Origin of the sequence: Hyphomonas jannaschiana VP2 (assembly GCF_000685215.1) — a bacterium.
GTDB classification, from domain to species: Bacteria; Pseudomonadota; Alphaproteobacteria; order Caulobacterales; family Hyphomonadaceae; genus Hyphomonas; species Hyphomonas jannaschiana.
Genome location: NZ_ARYJ01000001.1, coordinates 105363 through 125883 on the forward strand (window position 1 = coordinate 105363; position 20521 = coordinate 125883).

Here is a 20521-nt window from a genome sequence, read left to right on the forward strand (position 1 = left end):
GCTCACCCCCCATCCAGCATCGCTAGCGCCTTTGTCTGCGCGGTCCGGATGTCCGGTTCCACATTTACGTGCGGCGCCTCAACACCGTGGGCGGCCAGAGCGGCTTCGTTGGCGGGGCTGAGGCCGGTCAGCCAGACGGCGATCTTCCGGCGGTGGGCGGCTTCGACCAGGCCTTCGATCGTGTGGGCCGCAGTCGAATCGATGAAGGGCACCTGAGAGAAATCGACGATCAGGGCGCGGTGCTGGTCGCCGATCCGGTCGAGCACTGAGCCGATGGTGGCGGCCGCGCCGAAGAAGAAGGCGCCGGAAATACGGTAGACGATCACGTCCCGGCGGGTGCTGGTGGCCTCGTCATAAGGCACGCGGGCACGCACATCATCGGCCTCGTCCGGACGGACGAGCGGCGCGCCGAGTTCCACCGTCGCGGCCTGTGACATGCGCTGGATGAACAGGGCTGCGCCAAGGGCGAAGCCGACAATGATCGCTTCGGTCAGGTCGCGGAACACGGTGAGGCCAAACGTGGCGAGCAGGACGGCCGCATCCCCTTTCGACGCGTTCAGCAAGCGCCAGAAGGCGTGCTTCTCGAACATGTTCCACGCGACCACGGCCAGCACGCCTGCCAGCGCGGCCATCGGGATGAAGGCAATCAGCGGCGCGGCAAGGATCATCAAGCCGAGCAGGAAGACCGAATGCAGCATGCCGGCGACCGGCCCGTGCGCCCCTGCCCTGACATTCGTGGCCGTCCGCGCAATCGTGCCGGTCACACAGATACCGCCGAAAAGAGCCGAGCCGATATTGGCCGCACCCTGCGCGACGAGTTCGCAGTTGGAGCGATGCCGTCGCCCGGTCATGCCGTCCGCCACCACGGCGGAGAGCAGCGACTCAATCGCCCCCAGTAGCGTGAAGGAAATCGCGGCGGGTAGAACATCGGCCACTTTTGCCATGGAGATCGTCGGCACATGGGGCATTGGGAGGCCGGCCGGCATCGCGCCGAAGCGCGTGCCGATCGTGGCAATGTCCAGATTTGCCAGCGCCGTCACCAGCGCTGCCAGCACCACGGCCAGCAGGATACCCGGCCAGCCCGGGCGAAAGCGCTTCAGCGTGAAGATCACCGTCATCGTCCCCGCGGCAATGGCAAAGGCGCCCCAGTCAGCCGTGGGCGCAGCGGCGGCCAGCACAGGCAGTTTCTCAAGGAAGGGTCCGGGCTCTGGCCCGGCGAGGGTGAGACCGAACAGATCCTTCAGCTGGCTGGAGCCGATGATGATGGCGATGCCCGCGGTGAAGCCGACAGTGACGGGATACGGCACGAATTTCACGAACGTCCCGAGACGCAACCAGCCCGCGAGCGCCAGCATGACGCCGGACAGGAGCACGGCAAGGATCAGCCCGTCCATGCCGTGGGTCGCGGCCGTCGTGTTGACGAGCACGATGAACGCGCCCGCCGGTCCGCCAATCTGGAACCGGCTGCCGCCCAGAAGCGAAACAAGAAAGCCGCCAATGATCGCCGTGATCAGGCCCTGCGCCGGGCTCGCCCCTGATGCGACAGCTATGGCGATGGATAATGGCAGGGCGACGATGGCAACCGTCAGGCCGGCAATCGCATCAGCCCGAAGCTGGTGCAGGCCGTAGCCCTCGCGCAGTACCGTCACGAGTTTCGGCGTGTAGAGATCGGCAAAACCGGGCGCGGGTGGCGCCGCTTTTTGCGTGAATGAAGTCATGGCTGGCCTGCCCCGCTATCCGCGTATGCATACCTCATACACCACCAGAACGTGTAGGCGAAAGAGGCACGACGCCTCAGCTCTGCTCAAGCATGGCCTTTCGGTATTCCGCGTCGCGTTCGGCGCCGATGAGAGAGCGCACCGTGTCCGGCGTGTAGCCGAACTGTTCCAGCGCCCGGGCGGACATCTGCAGACCGGCCTCGATGGCATCCGGTACGACGTGGGTGGCGCCAGCCTGGAACAGGCTGCGCGAATGGTCCGCATCCTGCGCGCGGGCAAGGATCGGGATTTCAGGACGGCCCCGGCGCACGGCGCGTACAATATGCTCGGCCGCCTGCGGGTCATCGATGGTGACCACGACCATGGCCGCGCCCTCCAGCCCCGCCTTGTCTAGGATTTCCTTACGGGCCCCGTCGCCGAAATAGACGCTCCAGCCCTGCTTGCGGAGGCGAGCGACCGTATCCGGCCGGCTGTCCAGTGCGACAACGCGGGTGTTCTCTTCATCTAGGATACGCGCCACCGCCTGCCCCACGCGGCCGAACCCGGCGATGATCACATGGTTTTCCAGCTCTGCCTTCTCCGCCGGAAGCGTCGTGGCCTGGCCCTGCCCTTTGCTCTGCATCCGCCGTACAAGGGATTGTGACCCGCGCCAGGTGACCGGGATCAGCAGCATGGAGAGGCCCGCAACGGCCGAGACGAGCGTTGCCTGATCACCGGTGATTACGCCGCCGGCCGCCCCTGCCGCCAGCACGACGAAAGCGAACTCACCCGCTGGGGCAAGGAGGCCCGCTGTTTCTGTCGCCAGTTCCGGGCTACGCCCGAAGATCCGGACAGCACCCCATGCGATGGCATATTTCACCACCAGCAGCGTGATCAGCCCCATCAGGACCAGCGGCCATTGCTGGGCGATGACGCCAAGGTCGAGCCCGAGACCGACTGTCATGAAGAAGAGGCCGAGCAGCAGCCCTTTGAACGGGTCGAGGTCGACCTCTGTCTGGTGCTTGAATTCGGTCTCTCCCAGCATCAGGCCTGCCAGGAAGGCCCCAAGGGCGATGGAGAGACCGGCGCTGGCCGTCAGCACGGCAGCGCCCACCACAGTCAGCAGCGTGATCGCCATCAGGAAGTCCCGCCCGCCTGCGTCTGCCGCCATCTGGAACAGGCGGCGCAGCAGGAAGCGGCCGATCACCAGAAGAATGCCGACCGCCAGAACGCCCTGCACCGCGGCTTCGAGCAGGACGGTGCCAAGGTTTGCCCCGGCCTCCGACGAGGCAAAGCCGACAAAGATCAGGATGGGCGCGACCAGAATGTCCTGGAACAGGAGCACGCCGAGGGCCGTCCGCCCGACAGGCGCCGATGCCTGATGGTTCGCCGTCATCAGCTGCATCACCACGGCGGTGGAAGACAGGGCAAGCGCCAGCCCCACCACAATGGCCGCCGTCAGGTCGAAATCGAACACCGTGGCCAGGATCGCCAGCAGGATAGCGCTGGCTGCGGCCTGAACGATTCCTGCGCCGAACACGATGCGCCGCAGCGACCAGAGCTGTTCGACCGACAGTTCCAGCCCCAGCAGGAAGAGCAGGAACAGCACGCCCAGTTCAGCAAAAGGCGCAGCGGCTTCGGGCTCGGCAATGGTAAACATGCCCAGCGGAGCCCAGGTGTCCGAGAAGGAACCGAGCCCCCACGGCCCGAGCGCAACCCCCGCCAGGATGAATCCGACCACCGCCGGCAGTTTCAGCATGCGCAGCGCGGGCACCAGCAGGCCTGCTGCGATCAGGAAGACCAGCGCGTCCTTGATCAGGATTTCGTGGCTTCCTTCATGCATGCGGATTTCCCCGTATTTTCGATTCGCTGGCCCCGGTGCCGTCACAATTATCTTCTATCGGACCGGGCCCACACTCTCCAAGGGAAGACATTACGTTGCATCAAGATTCTGCGGAAATGCTGGCACATGGCGTTCCATACCGGCCTGCTGTATGGAAAGTATCTGCTATGCGTTTCATCTATGCCGCGTTTCTGAGTTTGTTTGCCTGGCTGGCCGCGCCGGCGCTGGCCTCTGCCGCCGACGTGTATCGCGATGTGGTCTACAACCACATGCCGGCGGTCAGCGATGGCAATTTCACCATGGACATCTACGCCCCGGACGAGGCGGAAGACCTGCCCATCATCATCATGGTGCATGGCGGCGCGTGGACGTATGGCAACAAGCAGAATGCCATTGGGGAGAAACAGGCCGACTTCTTCACCGATGAAGGCTTCATCTATATCTCGATCAATTACCGCCTGGCGCCGGACCACCCCTTCCCGGCCGCGGTCGAGGACCTCGCCTCCGCCATCGCCTTCGTTTACCGCAACGCCGAGGATTATGGCGGCGATCCGGACTCGATTTTCCTGATGGGGCACTCTTCAGGCGCCCACTCTGTCGCGCTTGTATCCATTGACCCGCAATATTTACGCAATGAAGGCCTCGGCCTCAGCGTCATCAAGGGCACCGTGCCGCTGGACGGCGCCTCCTACAACCTGGTGCGTACCGGCGAGCGGAAGGGCGAGCTGCCGCGTTTCTACCGGCCGGCCTTCGGCAGCCAGGAAACCGTCTGGCGCGAAGCCTCCCCCACGCTTCATGTGATGGATGGCCGGCGCATTCCGCCATTCCGGATTCTCTATGTCGACCGGCCGGTCTCCCCGGACCGGGCCAAGGAACTGGCCGAAACGCTGCGCGAGCACGGTTATGACGCCGAAGCCATTCTGGCGAAGAACCGCTCTCACAAGAGCCTCAACAACAGGCTCGGCATGGACGGCGACAAATACGGCCCGATGATCGCCGACTTCTTCCGCAGCCAGATGAATTAGGATTTCAGGCTTTTCAGGAGTTCCTGAAGCCCGGCAAGGGTCCGGCGGATGGCCGCCCCCGTCATGGCCCCCGGCTCGCAGCGCTGGACCTGTTTGAGAATCGCCATCGCCGCCCGCACGCCCTGCTTCGTCGGCTGGCGCCTTGCCACCTGGTCGATCGCCTCAATGGCGGCCACTTTCGTATACTGGTAGGCATCCGGGTTCGACCGGCCCGCAATATCAGCCAGCGCTTCGATCACTTCCTCATCCGGCTGGCACGTGGCCAGGAGGCGGATGACGTGCTGCTTGAACTCCCTAAGGCCCGCCCGGCGCGCTGTATGGAACAGGATTGAGCGCAACACTTCGATGGTCAGGTGCACATTTGCCGGGGTCTCCGACAGGTCTGTCGAGATCCTGTCCAGCATTGTGTAGAGGTCCGATTCCGGCGCACCCTTCTCAGCCATATTGTCGAGCAGGACGAGACGCGGCGTCAGGTCGAAGTCCGGCCGCTCTACCGAAATGGCCGCGATGAAGGCCCGGGCAACCGGGTCCTTGTATTCGCCATGCATCTGGCCCAGCCGGTCCGCATTGTAGCGGCGGAAGTCGACAAGGCCCGGCCGGGTCGACTGAACATTCAGATTGAAATGAATTTTGTGGGCCTGCTCTGGCGTCGTGTGCTTCTCCGGCCATGGCGCGCCCGGACGCAGGCAGGCCATCATCGTCCGGCGCAATTCGGCTTTCTCAACAAATGTGTCGAGCCGGTCGATCAGGCCCGGACGGAACTTGTTCGCCGGATCGGTGCCCGCCTTGTAGAGCCGCTTCTGCTGGCGGTTGCGGCCTGTGATCGAAATGGCCTGCAGCAACGAGGCGATCAGAACAAGGTCGACCGTCGAACGTGCCATGAAAACCGCATGCTGGGAGGCGACCGTGTTCATCGAAATCAAGTCTGAGTCCGCCCCCGGCCGCGGCTGGCCAAAATTGTAGATCTCGGCCCAGTCGACAATCGGCACCGCCTTGATCAGGGTCACACCGAAATAGCCGAACCAGTCGAGGAAACCTGTCTCCTGCCCTTTCGGCAGCTGGAACATGTCTGGCCCGAACAAGCCGCTCCAATGCGCATTGCTCATCATGATCGGGATCAGGAAGAAGACGAACAGGAAGCCCAGCAGCGTCTCGTCACGATAATCCTCGCGCATGGATGTGCGGTAGGGCGTGGTTGGCTTGAAATCCGTCAGGGCGGCAAGTGCGCGGTCGTCTTCCACCCAGCTCCAGAGACGGGAGACAGAGACCGCCGCAACGATGCCGAGCGCACAGGGAATGAGCCCCCATTTCGGAGGCAGGTACCAGCCGAGCAGGCAGAGGCTGATCAGGATCAACCCCAGAATGCCGTAACGCGCTGCACCGGAGCGATGCTCCATCCCGGTCATCACGGCGACAATCCGGACAAGGAAAGTATCGACCGCGTCATAGAAGGCCGCCAGCGGGCGGGCGCCGCGCGCGGCAAAGCTGAACACACGGCTCAGCCAGCGCACCGGCGTCAGCTGTGACAGCGGATCCATGAACACGACGACGGCGAACGCCCCGACCACCAGGAAGCCGATGGCAATCCCGATTAGATTGTCGAAGGACACGGACTCATTGAAAATCCCGGCACAGATCGCAAAGACGATGATGCTGCCAACAACCAGCGTGGCGACCAGCGCTCCCATCGCTTCGGCATCTTTGGAATCGTTCATGCCGTCGATATTGGCGCGTGGCACGTCCGTCTTGCGGCGCTCAGCAGCCTGAAAACGGGACAGGTTCACGGCGTTCCAGGCGAGCGGCAGGAATGCGAGCGCCAGCGCAGCAAAGACACAGGCAATAAAGGGCGCACCCTGCAGCTGGTCATGCAACGCACCGGACAGGCCCCCGCCCCATTCGGTCACGGCTGCAAGCCCGCCGGACAGACAAACGAGCAGGCCAACACAGACCGCCGGCAGGCGTAGCGATGGACCATGCGCAAAATTGTCAGGTGAGTCCCGCAATAACAGGATCAGCGGCAGCCAGAACACGACTGTCCCGCTGAGGAACCAGAGTTTCGCATCTGACGACTGCAGCACCGGCTGGCCGGAGAACGTGTGCCAGAACACAAGCGCGGTCAGGCCGGCAAAGGCGGCCAGTGCCCAGAGGACAAAGGGTGTCTGCCGCCAGGCCCGGAAACTCTGCCAGCGGCCCGGCGCGCGGGTGTCAGTCCCTGCCTCTTCCGCATTTTCTGCGTCCAGTATGTCGTCCGCCCTGGCTTCCCCATCGGCCATGGCCACCCCCTCGTTCTCTCTCCGAAACGATTTTCACCGGGTGGACCCGAGAGTCAATTCGACTCCGGGTGGACAGGGCGTTCTAGTGGGCGCTGCAGGCGGCGGGCGTGTCGAGGCCGAGGAGCGGTAGCCCTTCGGCACAGAGCTCGTGGCCGCCCTCCCAGATCATGTGCAGCGCGACGTAGAGAATGATGGCCAGACCGGCAAAGGCGATCCAGCGGTGCCGGTTCAGGACTTTCGCAATGAAAGTAGAGGCAACGCCCATCAGAAGGATCGAAAGGGCAAGGCCGAAGACCAGCACGACCGGGTGCTCCCGCGCCGCGCCGGCGACGCCCAGCACATTGTCGATCGACATGGACACATCGGCGATGATGATCTGCGTCACCGCCTGGCGCAGCGTCTTGCGTGACGTCTGTCCGGCCACGGTGCCGTCCGCGTTGAGGTCTGCACCGGCCAGCGCCTCTTCGGCATTAAGCTGGGCCTCTTCCCTCAGTTCCCGCCACATCTTCCACGCGACCCAGAGCAGCAGCACGCCGCCCGCAAAAAGGAGGCCGATAATCAGCAAGAGCTCTGCCGCGACCAACGCGAAAGCGATGCGCAGCACGGTCGCGAAGATAATCCCGATCAGGATGGCCTTGGCGCGCTGGCGCTTCTCCAGCCCGGCGGCCGCGAGGCCGATCACGACAGCATTGTCCCCGGCGAGCACAAGGTCGATCGCCACGACGGCGAAGAACGCCTGCACGAGTTCCGGAGACAGGAAAGAAAGGTCAGCGACCATGGCCCAGAGGCCCCTTTTGCGCACCCGGCCATATGCCGGGGCTCAGACCACCCAATGTGGGGCGCACGGGCCGGGCCTGCAATGAGGCAAACTCAGCCCCATTACAGACCGGCGGCATGACTTACGGTTCGACGACGTTGAACCAGAAGGGCGCGGTTTCCAGCGCGCTGAACCAGGCAAGCAGGGCCGATGGGTCGCCTTCCACTTTCGCCTCTCCTGCCTTCGCAATGTCCTGGAAGCTCCGTGTCTGGAGGATGAGGTCATTGAATGCGGTCCGGGAAATTGTCAGCGTCGCAGCCGGCGATCCGGACGCAGAGCCTGGCCGCGGGAAGGCTGTGCTTGTACCCACATCCAGCATCAGCGTTTCTTCGGTGTCGGGGAAGACGAAGTTCAGCGTGAACGGATCACGCGTCAGCTTCTCCGGCGCATACCGGACGGCCAGCGCATTGAACAATTCCACCGTGGGAACACCTTTCAGGAAGTCTGCATTGCCGAGACGGATTGCCTGATCCGCCGGAAGGCCGCGGCGCAACTCAGCCGCACCGGTCAGATAATAGTCGCGCCACGCCCCGGATTCGGCCTGGAAACCCATCTGCTCATAGGTCGAGGCCAGCCAGTCACGGCCCAGCTTGTTTTCCGGATTGGCAAAGACCACCGCGTTGAACACTTCGGCAGCCCAGCGATAGTCCCCTTCCTTGAAGGCCTTCTCGCCAGCCACCAGCGCGGCATCTTCCCCGCCTGCCAGCGCGACCATCCGTTTGGAGCGCTCTTCCATGGGCCAGGCATTGTAGGTGGCGGGCACGCCATCCCACCAGCCGAAATAGTACTGGTAGACTGCCTTGGCGTTGTGGTTCAGCGTGCCGTAATAGCCACGCGTATCGAAATGCGTTTCCTGGACATCCGGCTCCGGAATGTCCTCCGCGATTTCAAACTGGGTGCTCCCCTGGTTTGCCCGGCGCACCGTCTGGTCATGGGTATAGCGATAGACGTCACGCTGGCCGCGCAGATAGTCCTGCACATTCTCCGTACCGAATGTCGGCCAGTGGTGCGAGGCGAAGGACAGGTCAGACTTGTCCGCATAATTGACCAGCACATAATCCAGCACGCGGCTCCATTCGAGGAAATCACGCACCTTGGCGCCGCGCAGGGTGAGGCCGTTGTGGAAGGTGGCCGTGGCGACCTCCGCCGTACAAAGTGCCCGGAAGTCCGGCAGGTAGAACATGAACTCGGCCGGCGCTTCGGTGCCCGCCGCATCAATAAATTCGAAGCGCACGCCATCGATTGTGCGCTGCGTACCCCGGCCTGAAATCTCCTCCGTCGGCGGGATGAAACCGGCAGTGCCCTGCGACAGGGCCGGCCCCAGACCGGTGCCAACCTGCCCGGTTGCGTCGTTGGGGAGCGTGCCGCCGAACATGAGGATTGCCCGGCGCGACATGTAGTTGCCGGCCAGCAGGTTTTCCGCGATGGCATTTTCGGTAAACCCGATCGGAGCGAGCACCGGCACGCCATTGGCGATGTCAGCCTCTGAAATGACCCCGCGGGCACCGGCAAAATGGTCGGCATGAGAATGGGTGTAGATCACGCCGCTGACCGGGCGTTCGCCCAGCGTGTCATTGACCAGTTTGAGGGCTGCCGCCGCGGTTTCCTTGGCTGTCAGCGGGTCGACAATGATCCAGCCGGTTTCGCCCCGTATGATGGACATGACCGCCAGATCATAGCCGCGCACCTGATAGAGCCCGTCCTTGACCTCGAACAGGCCATGCTTGGCGAGCAGCTGCTGCTGGCGCCAAAGGGACGGGTTCACCGTGTCCGGCGCCGGGCCTGTGATGAAGTCCTGCGCATTGACGGACCAGACGACCTTGCCGGTCTCGTCCACAATGTCTTCCTGGATCTGGGCCAGCAGCCCATGGTCGGCATCTTCGAAGTCGCCGGGCTGATCCAGCGGCAGGCGTTCGGCCAGTGCGGCGTTTGCCGCCTTGGTCGCGTCGGTCGCAACACCCGCCTCGGGCGCCGCATCGGCTTTCGGCGGCGTCATGGCCTGTTCGGAACAGGCAGCAAGGCTGATCAACGCGGCAAGCGCGAGGGCGGCATATCTCATCTGGGTCCTCCCGGAATTTTTTGCGCAGTCTGCGCCGGACCGGACAGAGGCACAAGAAACCCCTCATGATCCCGCGCTAGTGATACAACTCTGGTATGTATACCAGAGCGCAGGATAATCCCAGCATTTATTGACACTTTGGGCGCCACAATATCACATCATCATACTGTCGGTATGTATAACTTCTCACCGCACCTCAGAAATTTCCGGCCCTGGAGTCAAAATCCACATGGCCAGCCCGTCTTGGGACTATGGCGCCGGATGAGCCTGTGCCAGAATTCCACCTGAGGAGACCTCCTGATGCAATTTGCTCTGTTCCTGTTTGAAGACGAAGCCACTTTTCACGCCCTGCCCGAAGACCAGCAAATGGCCATTGTGGAAGAACACATGGCCTTTTCCAAAGAACTGCAGGCCGCCGGCGCCTATGTCACCGGTGTCGCGCTGGAGCCCGCCGGAACCGGGAGGTGCCTTAAGGCCGCCGGCGATATTCAGGATGGTCCGTATGCCGACACCAAGGAACAGATGGGCGGCGTCTATGTCATCAATGCCGGGTCCATGGCCGAGGCGGAGGCCTGGGCCCGGAAATGCCCGGTGCACAAAAGCGGCGGCACGATCGAGATCCGCCCCGTCCCTGATTATGGCAGCGCCTGACTCGTCAGTTACCGATGCACGCGCGGCCGCAGAATGGGCCGCACGAACCTGCTACGGGAAACTCGTAGCGCAATTGACCGCGCAATATGGCGATGTCACCCTTGCTGAAGACGTGCTGGCGGAAGCCTTCGCCAGCGCGCTCGCCAGCTGGCCGGTGAGCGGCGTGCCGGACAATCCGGAAGCCTGGCTGATGAAGGCTGCTTCGCGCAAAGCGGTCGATGCCGCCCGTAAGGCCGGCACCGCTGCGCGCCATGCCCGCACCACCCGGCCCTTGATGACTGACGCCGACATGACGCCCCCAGAAAAAGACGGATCAGTTGATCGCGACCGGCGGCTGGAACTGTTGTTCCTTTGCGCCCACCCGGCCCTCCCGGCCCCCGCCCACACGGCCCTGATGCTGCAGACCGTGCTCGGCTTCACTGCGGAAGACATCGCGGCTGCCATGCTGGAAAGCCCGGCGGCAATCGGCCAGCGGCTCGCCCGGGCGAAACGCCTTCTGGCGAAGGGCAACATCCCGTTCGCCATACCGCCCGACCATATTCGCCGGGAACGTATGGCGGCCGTCCTTCGCGCAATCTATGCCGCCTATACAAGCGGATGGGAGAACATTGCTGGCGGAACGGATCCTGTGACCGGACTTGCGTCGGAAGCCGAATGGCTGGCGCGCTGCCTGATCCGCCAGGTGCCGGGCGATGCCGAAGCGAAAGGCCTCCTCGCATTGATCCTCTATTGCGAAAGCCGTCGCGCGGCCCGGCGGGACAGTGCGGGGCGATACGTCCCGCTGAATGATCAGGATACGGCCCTCTGGGACGAAGCCCGCATCCGCGAGGCCACCGCCCTGCTGACCGAGGCCTCGCAGGCAAAGTCTCCCGGGCGCTTTCAGCTGGAGGCTGCCATCCAGGCCGTGCATGCCGCCCGGCGCGAAACCGGCTGCACGGACTGGGCGCTGATCTGCCAGCTATACCAGGCCCTGAGGAGCACGGCACCGTCCGCCGGGGCGCAGATCGGTGAAGCCGCCGCCCGTTTGCAGGCCGGAGAGCCGGAGACAGCGCTCACCCTGCTGGATGCAATTGCGGGAAAGGAGACCGCGCAACATGCGCCCTACTGGGCCGTACGGGCGCATGTCCTCTATGCTCTGGGCGAGGTGGAAGCGGCACACACGGCTTTGCAAAACGCGGCCTCCCTGACCCCGGACGAAGCCACGCGCACCTGGCTGCTCACCCGGCGCAGGGATACCTGAAATGCTTTGGCAACCGAGCCAAACCGGCAGCAGATAAACACCGCGCCGTCATCCCAGATGGCGGCGCGGTATCAGTGATCAGGTCGATCAGTCGGTCACTTCCGTTTCAGGAGATGTCTCTTCAACTGGCTCGACTTCAGCGTCTGCTTCGACAGTTTCAGCCTCGGCAGGCTCAGCGGCTTCAGGCATTGCCTCTTCCACCGGAGCCACTTCAGCGGAAGGCACCCCGTCGGAATTGGCTTCGATCCAGTCGAAGAAGGCGTTCAGTACGGGCTGGAAAAGCGGACCATCAAGACCGGCCCAGTTGGTCACTTGCCGTTCAACCGCAAAAACCTCGTCCGCGTCACGCGCATCGTAGACATTCATGCGCAGGGTCACCTGATACCCAACACCTGCTTCCAACTCGACATCAGCGAAGAGGAAATCACCAACGATGCCTGCGGCCTTCGACAAGGAGGCAAAGCCGGACACGTCGCCAACTTCGTCCTGAATGCCCTGCTGAATCAGATCGCGCTCGAATTCATCCTTGCGAACGACCTTGTCGAAGAAGCCGTACTTATCGATCGAGTCCTCAAAATAGACGCCGACCTTGTGGATGTCTTCGAAATTGTTCCGGACGAACAGCATCGACTTGGTGTCATCCACGTCGAAAGTTTTCGAGACCTTGATCTCGTCGGGCGCAACGGCCGTCGAGGTCGCAAACCGGTTCGTTGTGGAGTCGAGCTCCGTGACTTTCAGCGTCGATGTGCACCCGGCAGCCAGCAAAAGCGACGTCAACGCAAAAGCAAGTTTCTTCATTTTCAGCCCTCTGAATATACCCATATTTCGACGGCTCCCGCGCCCGACCGGAACAGTCGTACAGGCTCACCGTCTAATTCAAATTATTGCCCCCCGATCCATGCTAATCCGCACGACCGATCACAACGACCTGACGTTAAACTGGAATTCTCCGAAAGCAAGTCGAAGAAAACGCTGTGCGTCGCAGGGGATGCCGCCCAACTAAAAGTTGGGATTTCGGAGCCAGCACTTCAGTGTGCCAGACTGATCGAGACGGCTCCGAATTGCTGGGGGCCGTCCTGATAGGCAAATTGTTCGGTTCGGCTCACCCAGGTGAATGAGACCTGGACATCGCGATAGTGGACGGCAATGCCTGCCTGCAGGTCGCCGACCAGCGCGCGGCGGTCTTCCACGCGGGCCGAGTCCCGCCAGAGATTGCCATCCAGGAACATGTCCCGGGCAATGGCCCGCCCGTCAACGCCGATAAAGGCATATCCGCCCCAGGGGACTTCAGCGGTGCCCGGAATGAACTCACCTGCCCCGGCCAGCGCCGGACGAATGCGCGGCGGACCGAAGCCGGAATCGAGGTCCCAGCCGATCCGGGCCGTCAGGCCGGTGTTCACATAGGTGCGCACATTGCCAAGGGCGAACCCGGCATGACCGCCAAAGTCGGTTTCCAGGCCGAATGGCAGGTCAAACTTGTCGAGTCGCTGCAGGCGCTGGGCGATGATCTCCACGCCCGGCTCGTCCTTCAGCTGGTGGTCCCAGCCCTGCGCGCCGGGAATCCCGAGCATATTGTGCCAGTTGTTCTGGACGAACTCGCCGCCCGCAGATGGCCCGACAATGCCGAGATTGACCTGCAGCGTATCCTGAACGCCCTTCTCCAGGTCTGTCGCCGCAACGGTGGAGGAAAAAGAGAGCCAGCCGGCATAAGGCCGGTCCAGCGGGTTCGGATCCGTGAGCGTGATGTCCTCCGGTGTGAAAATCGCGTGCGAGAGGCCAAAGCCCTGACGCAGGTCCGTCCGCTCGACATCAATCCAGGGCAGCCGCGCCGCCACCCATTTCAGCCCCGGGTGCACATTATCTGCGCCGGATACGTGCTCGATCCGAACGCCGTTGGAATAATTCCGGTCCGTTCCGGACCCGAACATGTCATTCTCGGATGTCAGGGACCAGACACCCGGCTTGCGTGGGGCGACCGGACCGGACGCCTCCTTCGCTTCCGCCAAAGCCGGCGGTGCCCCCAGCAGGATCGCAATGAAAAGGGCCGCTGCAATCGGCGCGGCCCTTGTCTCAGTCAGTGTGTCGGATCGGAGCAGTCTCATGCTCCGCGAGATAGCACCTAACGGCGCATGGTGAAACTGATCCCGGCGAAATCTTCGTTCTCGCTGAAGCCGCCATTCCGGTCACGGTATTTCACTTCGCGCCGGATATAGGACAGGGAGAGCTGCCCCCCACCACGCTGGATGGAGACGCCTGCCTGAAGATCGCCCACGGTGACCTGATCGGTCAGGGCCATATCGTTCAGCTGCGGGGTAAATCCGTTGCGGTCGGCATCCCAGATCAGCGCTTCGCCATCAGCACCGGCAAACAGGTACCAGCCCTGCGGCTGGCCGTTGGAATCAAGCAGGTCAAAGTCCTGACCGATACGAACCTCACCCCCGAAGCGCTGGGCCAGCACTTCGCCATCTTCGCGCACGGCAATGCGGGGGGCCACGCCGACATCGAAGGTCAGACCGGTGACTTCGCTGGGCGCCGAGAAGGCCACTTCGGCGGCAATGTCTTTCTCCACCCTGGCCAGAGCCGGATTGAGGGCGGCAGCAGCCGAACGCTCAGCCGTAACGGCAGTCAGCGCACCCGATCCGGACCAGCCCAGTTCCGGCTTGTCGGCCGGCGCGGCCACGAGCGAACCGGAGGAGAAATCAGCCGGCGTTCCGGCAAATGCCATCGTGGCCATTTCGCTGCCGAGCCCCAGTGGGGTACCCGTAAAACGGGTCGGCAGGCCATCGGCCACATGGACGGAAATCTTGTTGGAGTCCTGTGTGACAGACGTCACGACGGGGCCTGTGCCGGGCGCGGCCATCATCATGCCCACAGTTGGCGGCACAGCGGGTTCGATCCGCACCTGATCGTGCGGGGAGACGGCCACGCATCCCTGGCAAGCCATCGTCAATACTGCACTGGCAATTGCAACGACCATTCGACCCACACCTCTCATGGCTGCCTTCCCTGGGAAATCCGTTAACGGGAATTAGGCCACTGTTCATTTAATGTAGCATGAAGGCTCTGGGCCCTTCAAACCACTTTCCACTCAAAAAAGATTAATTCCGTCTCCTCTAACGCGTTTCTGTAGAGTCTGTTCCAGACTCCGGTTTTTTTAAGGAAAATTCGAGCAAATCCCGGGCCATATGGCTGAATTTCAGCGTTAACCTGTTGAAAATTTTATAATTCCAGATGGAACGCCCGATGGAAAAGCCGCCAGCGAACGGCCACCCTGACGCGAAATCGGGCACTTGCGCCCGGATTTGAAACACGCAAACGGCGAGAACCCGGTCAGAGCTCTCGCCGCACGCGATCTGAATTCTACTTTAGGGCACCGCCTACTGGCAGGCGAGGCACTCGTCATAATCGGTGTTCGGGGTTTCCATCTGACCGGCTTCGGCCTTTTCGGACCCTGCGAACGCGGCCCGCTGAACCGATTTGGAGCGGCAGTAATAGAGCGACTTGAGCCCCTTCTCCCACGCCGTCCAGTGCAGCATGTGAAGGTCCCACTTGGCGATGTCACCCGGCAGGAACAGGTTCAGCGACTGCGACTGGCAGATATATGGCGTCCGGTCAGCGGCCAGTTCCACGATCCAGCGCTGGTCGAGTTCGAAGGCCGTCTTGAAGACCGCACGCTCATGCTCATCGAGCTCTTCGAGATGCTGGACAGATCCCTCATGCTCCAGGATCGAGCCCCAGGTTTCCGGCGTATTGAGGCCCTTGCTTTCCAGCAGGGCTTCCAGCTGCGGGTTCTTCACGGTGAAAGAGCCCGACAGGGTCTTGTGCGTGTAGACATTGGCCGGGATCGGCTCGATGCCAGCCGAGGTGCCGCCGCAGATGATCGAGATCGACGCGGTCGGCGCAACAGCCATCTTGTGGCTGAAGCGGGCCATCATGCCGGCGTCGCGCGCGTCTTCACACGGGCCGCGTTCCTTGGCGAGTTTCACAGAAGCCGCATCGGCGCCTTTGCGCACGTCCTTGAAGATCTTCTCGTTCCAGACCTTCGCCATGGCGCTTTCCATGGAGACGTTCATCTTCTGCAGGAAGGAGTGGAAGCCCATCACGCCGAGGCCAACCGAGCGCTCACGCTTGGCGGAATAGACGGCGCGCTCCATTTCGGATGGGGCGCGTTCGATGAAGTCTTCCAGCACATTGTCGAGGAAACGGAAGATGTCTTCCAGGAAGTTCTCGTCCTTCGACCATTCCAGATACTTCTCGGCATTGACCGAGGACAGGCAGCAGACGGCCGTCCGGTCCTCGCCACGGTGGTCGACACCGGTCGGCAGGGTGATTTCGGAGCAGAGGTTCGACTGCGTCACCTTCAGGCCCAGCTTGCGCTGGTGCGCCGGCATGGAATTGTTCACGGTGTCAGTGAACAGCAGGTAGGGCTCGCCGGTCTGCATGCGCAGCTCGAGAATCTTCTGCCACAGCTTGCGGGCGTTGACCGTCTTCAGCACTTCACCGGTCTTCGGCGAGATCAGGCCGAACTCTTCATCATTGCGGACAGCTTCCATGAAGGCGTCGGTGATGTTGAGGCCATGGTGCAGGTTCAGGGACTTGCGGTTGAAGTCGCCGGAAGCCTTGCGGATTTCGAGGAATTCCTCGATTTCCGGGTGGTGAATGTCGAGATAGCAGGCAGCCGAGCCGCGGCGGAGCGAGCCCTGCGAGATCGCGAGCGTCAGCGAGTCCATCACGCGGATGAAGGGGATGATGCCGGACGTCTGTCCGTTCTGGCCGACCTTCTCACCGATGGAGCGGACATTGCCCCAATAGGTGCCGATGCCGCCGCCATTGGAGGCGAGCCAGACATTCTCGGTCCAGGTGCCGACGATGTCGTCGAGCGAGTCGCCGACCTGGTTGAGGAAGCAGGAGATCGGCAGGCCGCGATCCGCGCCGCCATTCGAAAGAACGGGCGTCGCCGGCATGAACCAGAGCTTCGACATATAGTCATAAAGGCGCTGGGCGTGGGCCTGATCGTCGGCAAAGGCCTTGGAGACGCGTGCGAACATGTCCTGATAGGACTCGCCCGGCAGCAAATAGCGGTCTTCCAGCGTTTTCTTGCCGAATTCGGTGAGGTTTGCGTCGCGGCTGGAGTCGGTCACGACTTCCATGTTCGAAACCACGCGCAACTGCGTATCACCACCCGACTTCGGCTTCCCCTTGCGAGGCGCGTTTTCAGTCACAGCGTTGGCGTTGGTTGCAGACATGCGGCAGCCCTCCGGATCGATTGAAAATATAGGAACTTCAGCCCCAAGCGCCAATATGTGGCGCCCTCCGTCGTTCCTGACACTACATATAGTGTCCGAAGGTTAACATGCGGTCAACGTGGTTTGTCGGGAAAGCTTCACATTCGCCGTGGAAATCTGGTTAACAAAATCCTTCCAACCCCCCAGAAACTCAAGTGCCACGGGCCTTCTGGCCTGTGGAAATCAGGTGTGATCCGCATCGCCCGCGCCGGATTGCCGCCGCAAAACCGGGCATCGCCTGGCCGGGAAAAAAGCGTGGATTCCGGCCGACCCACTATCCCTAGTAGGTGCCCGCGCCCGAACACACGCAGAAAACGATTCCTGAAGGGTCCGATTCCCGGCTCAGGCGAGCGGATGAGTCGCGCCCCTGCTCCCCCGTGCGGGCGGAAAGCGCGGGACATTCGCGAATGTTAGGCGCGAATGTTAGGAGAAGAAGGAGACAGGCGAGCGACCCGGGCGGAAAACTCGTTGGGGCTGCTCCGTTCCCGGCCTGACCCGGTTGGCGAGCGGCCCGTCCGCCACCTGCCTCCCGCGGGCTATATGCGCAGAGGCCGCCCCGGACGCAAGGGCCAGAGTGAGTCCGGACCATGTTCCGGCCAGACCAGACCATGACCAGGACCGGACCAGGTCATGACCATGCCGGACTATAACGGACCATCAAATGCTGTCCTGCTGACGATCCCCATGCTAGCCATGATCTCACTTGTTTAAAGATGGGAGGGTTTCTCAATGAAACAGAGACTGCTTGCGATGGCCGCGGTGGCCGCGCTGCTGAGCGCCGCACCGGCACTGGCGAAAGAAGACGAGGCGCCGTCGAAGCGCTTCACCGCCGAACGTGTCTTCGACATGGAATATGCGACCGACCCGCAAGTCTCCCCGGACGGGAAGACCGTGGTCTATGTCCGCCATTCCATGGACAAGATGACCGACCGCGACACGGGGCACCTCTGGTCCATCGATCTTGCCAGTGGCGCGCACCGCCCGCTGGTGACCGACGTCTCCGCCGGCCGGCCGCGCTGGTCGCCGGATGGCTCTCGCATTCTTTATATGTCGTCGAACGGCAACGGACCGGAAATGCGCCTGCTCTATCTCGACAGCGGCCGCAGCTTCTCGCTCGCCCAGTTCACCGAGGAAGGCCCGAGCGCCGCGACCTGGTCGCCGGACGGCAAACAGGTCGCCTTCTCCATGTTCGTGAAGGGCGAGACGCCGAGCTTCGCCAAGCCCCTCGCCCCGCCGGAAGGCGCCAAGTGGAATGACGGCGTGAAGGTCATCGACAACCTGACCTTCCGCTTCGATGGCGCCGGCTATCTAAAAGACGGCACCGAGCAGATTTTCGTGCTGACCGTCGATGGTGGCACGCCGCGCCAGGTGACCTTCGGAGAGGCCGACCTTGGCGGTCCGCAATGGCTGGACAATGACACGCTGCTCGTCAGCGGCAACCTCGCCGAAGACCGCGACCTCGATCCGGTCGAAAGCGAGGTCTACAAGATTGAACTCGCCGACAATTCGATCAGCGCCCTGACCAGCCGCGACGGACCTGACCTCGGCCCAGTCGTCTCGCCGGACGGGAAGACCATCGCCTTCCGCGGCTATGACGATCACCTGAAGGCCTATGAACAGGCCAATCTCTATCTGATGGATGCCGATGGCGGAAACGTCCGCGAACTGGCCGCCGACTTCCCGCTGGAGTTCGGCAGCATCGCCTGGGCTCCCGACGGCAAGAGCCTGTTTGCCCTCTGCGAAGACCATGGCGTTCTGAGCGTCTATAATGTGAGCCTCAACGGCAAGGTCAGCCAGGTCGTCACCAATGTCGGCGGCGCCTCCATCGGCCGCCCCTATGGTGAAGGCAGCTTCTCCATCAGCGAAGGCCGCAAGCCGGTGATCGCCTACACGGCCGGTTTCTCCGACCGCCCGGCCGAAGTCGCCACGATCGGCGCCAATGGCAAGGACAACAAAGTGCTGACCGAGCTCAATGCCGATGTCCTGCCCTTCCTCGACATGGCGAAAGTGGAGGAGATCCACGTCGCCTCCAGCGCCGATGGCCGCGAGATCGAGGCCTGGGTCGCCCTGCCGCCGGACTTCAAGGCCGATGGCAGCTTCCCGATGATCCTGGAAATCCATGGCGGACCTTACGCGATGTATTCGCCCTTCTTCGGCAGCGAGATCCAGCGCTATGCCGCCGAGGGTTATGTCACCGTGTGGAGCAATCCGCGCGGCTCGACCGGCTATGGCGAAGAGTTCGCCCAGCTGATCGACCTTGCCTATCCGGGCAATGACTATGACGACCTGATGAGCGTCGTCGATGAACTGGTCGCGAAAGACTATGTCTCTGAAGACCGCCTGTTCATCACCGGCGGTTCCGGCGGCGGCATCCTGACGGCCTGGACCGTCACCAAGACCGACCGCTTCGCCGCGGCCGCCTCGATCAAGCCGGTGATCAACTGGATGACGATGGCGCTGGCCGGTGACATCGCGCAGTTCGTGCGCCGCCACTGGATCCGCGCCGACCCGTGGTCCGATCCGGAAGCCTTCCTCAAATTCTCGCCGATCCGCTATGTCGACAAGGTGACGACGCCGACCATGATCATGGTGGGTGAGGAAGACTGGCGCACGCCTGCCTGGGAAGCCGAACAGTTCTACACCGCCCTCAAAATGAATGGTGTGGACACGGTCTATGTCCGCGTGCCGGGCTCCCCCCACTACATCGCCTCCCGCCCCTCCCGCCTGATCGCCAAGACAGACAACATCATGGGCTGGTTCGCGAAGTATGATCCGGCGAAGCAGAAGGATGAGGCGGAAGACAGCGGAGAAGACTGATGTCTGGCCACCCAGCCCTCACCGACAGTCTCGGCCTGCTCTCTGAGCGGGCCGGGGATGTTACCGGTCTTGTTTATGCACGGCTGTTTGCGGCGTATCCGGAGCTGGAAGACCTGTTCCTGATGGATACCGATGGCGGCGTGCGGGGCTCGATGCTGAGCCAGGCGTTCGAGTGCCTGATGGATCTGGCCGAGGGGCCAGGCACGATGGCGGAGACGGTGATCCGGTCAGAACGGGTCAATCATGACACGTATGATGTGCCGGCCGGCATGTTCGAAGTGTTCTTCGACATCATCCGCGATGTGACGAAAGAAGTGGCGGGCAGTGACTGGTCGCCGTTGATGGAGGCAGCGTGGACATCGGTTCTTGCCGATGCGTCGCGCCTCTCCCAGCCCCTGCCCGCCTGAAGCGCTGCGGTCCTGCCTTTGACCGCGGCGCTCCAACCGCAAAACGCTAGTCGCTGGCGGGAGACTCGTCCCGCGTGCGGGTCTTGCTGACGCCAATCACCATGCCGAGGCCGAACAGCGTGAACGCGCCGACCGCAATCCATGTCGTCGCAATGCCGAGCAGGAAGGCGCCATAGGCGAGCCCGGCGATGAAGATCACGAAGCCGATCAGATAAAGCGAAAATGAGGACATCGGCGAAGCTCCCGGTTCTGTATGATTCCGGGAAACAACGCCTTATTCGCCTGCCGGTTCCCGCGTCCAGGCGGCGCCCATCAGCACCTGAATGGAGAATTCCGCGCCCTTAAGTTGCCAGGCGGAAAAAGGCGCTCACCGGCAAAGGGAACGCACGGCATATGGCACCGGTCTT

15 protein-coding genes and 1 other RNA gene are annotated in these 20521 nt (G+C 62.6%); 5 read left to right on the top strand and 11 right to left on the bottom strand.

The annotated features are described in order from the left end of the window. Positions 1–2: 2 nt before the first annotated feature. The gene (locus HJA_RS00485) at positions 3–1718 is read right to left on the bottom strand and encodes a SulP family inorganic anion transporter (RefSeq protein WP_035576917.1); all 1716 of its coding nucleotides are present in this window, start codon (positions 1716–1718) and stop codon (positions 3–5) included. Positions 1719–1794: 76 nt separating this feature from the next. Beyond that, positions 1795–3540: a cation:proton antiporter domain-containing protein gene (locus HJA_RS00490; RefSeq protein WP_035576920.1), complete on the bottom strand. Its 1746-nt coding sequence runs from the start codon at positions 3538–3540 to the stop codon at positions 1795–1797. Between the two features lie 167 nt (positions 3541–3707). Here HJA_RS00490 and HJA_RS00495 point away from each other — a divergent pair, with 167 nt between their 5' ends. Continuing rightward, positions 3708–4565, top strand: coding sequence for an alpha/beta hydrolase (locus HJA_RS00495; RefSeq protein ID WP_051597203.1), 858 nt, complete (start codon positions 3708–3710; stop codon positions 4563–4565). On the opposite strand, the gene HJA_RS00500 is transcribed toward HJA_RS00495, so the two are convergent. The 3 genes from HJA_RS00500 to HJA_RS00510 all read right to left on the bottom strand — a co-directional run bounded on the left by HJA_RS00500 (position 4562) and on the right by HJA_RS00510 (position 9714). Continuing rightward, a complete protein-coding gene (locus tag HJA_RS00500) occupies positions 4562–6838 on the bottom strand; it encodes a hypothetical protein (RefSeq protein ID WP_035576921.1) in 2277 nt (758 codons plus the stop codon). The two genes, HJA_RS00495 and HJA_RS00500, sit on opposite strands and share 4 nt — an antisense overlap. Positions 6839–6920: 82 nt before the next feature. Further along, positions 6921–7616, bottom strand: coding sequence for a TerC family protein (locus tag HJA_RS00505; RefSeq protein WP_035576924.1), 696 nt, complete (start codon positions 7614–7616; stop codon positions 6921–6923). A gap of 121 nt (positions 7617–7737) precedes the next feature. Next, positions 7738–9714: an alkyl/aryl-sulfatase gene (locus tag HJA_RS00510; protein ID WP_051597204.1), complete on the bottom strand. Its 1977-nt coding sequence runs from the start codon at positions 9712–9714 to the stop codon at positions 7738–7740. A 300-nt stretch (positions 9715–10014) separates the two neighbouring features. Between HJA_RS00510 and HJA_RS00515 the strand changes: the two genes are divergently transcribed. Beyond that, entirely contained in the window at positions 10015–10365 is a 351-nt protein-coding gene (locus tag HJA_RS00515; RefSeq protein WP_035576925.1) for a YciI family protein, read from the top strand. A gap of 73 nt (positions 10366–10438) precedes the next feature. Then, complete coding sequence (locus HJA_RS00520) at positions 10439–11605, top strand: RNA polymerase sigma factor (protein WP_206741646.1); 1167 nt, start codon at positions 10439–10441, stop codon at positions 11603–11605. An 87-nt stretch (positions 11606–11692) separates the two neighbouring features. Here HJA_RS00520 and HJA_RS00525 read toward each other — a convergent pair whose 3' ends face one another. From HJA_RS00525 to ffs, 5 genes are all read right to left on the bottom strand, one after another. Next, complete coding sequence (locus tag HJA_RS00525) at positions 11693–12403, bottom strand: hypothetical protein (protein ID WP_035576932.1); 711 nt, start codon at positions 12401–12403, stop codon at positions 11693–11695. A 230-nt stretch (positions 12404–12633) separates the two neighbouring features. Continuing rightward, positions 12634–13707, bottom strand: coding sequence for a lipid A deacylase LpxR family protein (locus HJA_RS00530; RefSeq protein WP_051597205.1), 1074 nt, complete (start codon positions 13705–13707; stop codon positions 12634–12636). A gap of 17 nt (positions 13708–13724) precedes the next feature. Further along, positions 13725–14582, bottom strand: a complete 858-nt coding sequence (locus HJA_RS17685; protein ID WP_051597206.1) for a lipid A-modifier LpxR family protein — start codon at positions 14580–14582, stop codon at positions 13725–13727. Between the two features lie 400 nt (positions 14583–14982). Next, positions 14983–16755, bottom strand: coding sequence for a ribonucleoside-diphosphate reductase subunit alpha (locus tag HJA_RS00540; RefSeq protein ID WP_375209125.1), 1773 nt, complete (start codon positions 16753–16755; stop codon positions 14983–14985). Positions 16756–17322: 567 nt separating this feature from the next. Continuing rightward, positions 17323–17420: signal recognition particle sRNA small type (gene ffs, locus HJA_RS18280), an RNA gene on the bottom strand. Between the two features lie 199 nt (positions 17421–17619). Between ffs and HJA_RS00545 the strand changes: the two genes are divergently transcribed. Next, positions 17620–19707: a S9 family peptidase gene (locus HJA_RS00545; RefSeq protein WP_035576939.1), complete on the top strand. Its 2088-nt coding sequence runs from the start codon at positions 17620–17622 to the stop codon at positions 19705–19707. After that, positions 19707–20114: a globin gene (locus HJA_RS00550; protein ID WP_035576942.1), complete on the top strand. Its 408-nt coding sequence runs from the start codon at positions 19707–19709 to the stop codon at positions 20112–20114. Before HJA_RS00545 ends, HJA_RS00550 begins: the two co-directional genes overlap by 1 nt. 46 nt (positions 20115–20160) lie before the next feature. On the opposite strand, the gene HJA_RS00555 is transcribed toward HJA_RS00550, so the two are convergent. Beyond that, complete coding sequence (locus HJA_RS00555) at positions 20161–20346, bottom strand: hypothetical protein (protein ID WP_035576945.1); 186 nt, start codon at positions 20344–20346, stop codon at positions 20161–20163. Between the last annotated feature and the right edge of the window lie 175 nt (positions 20347–20521).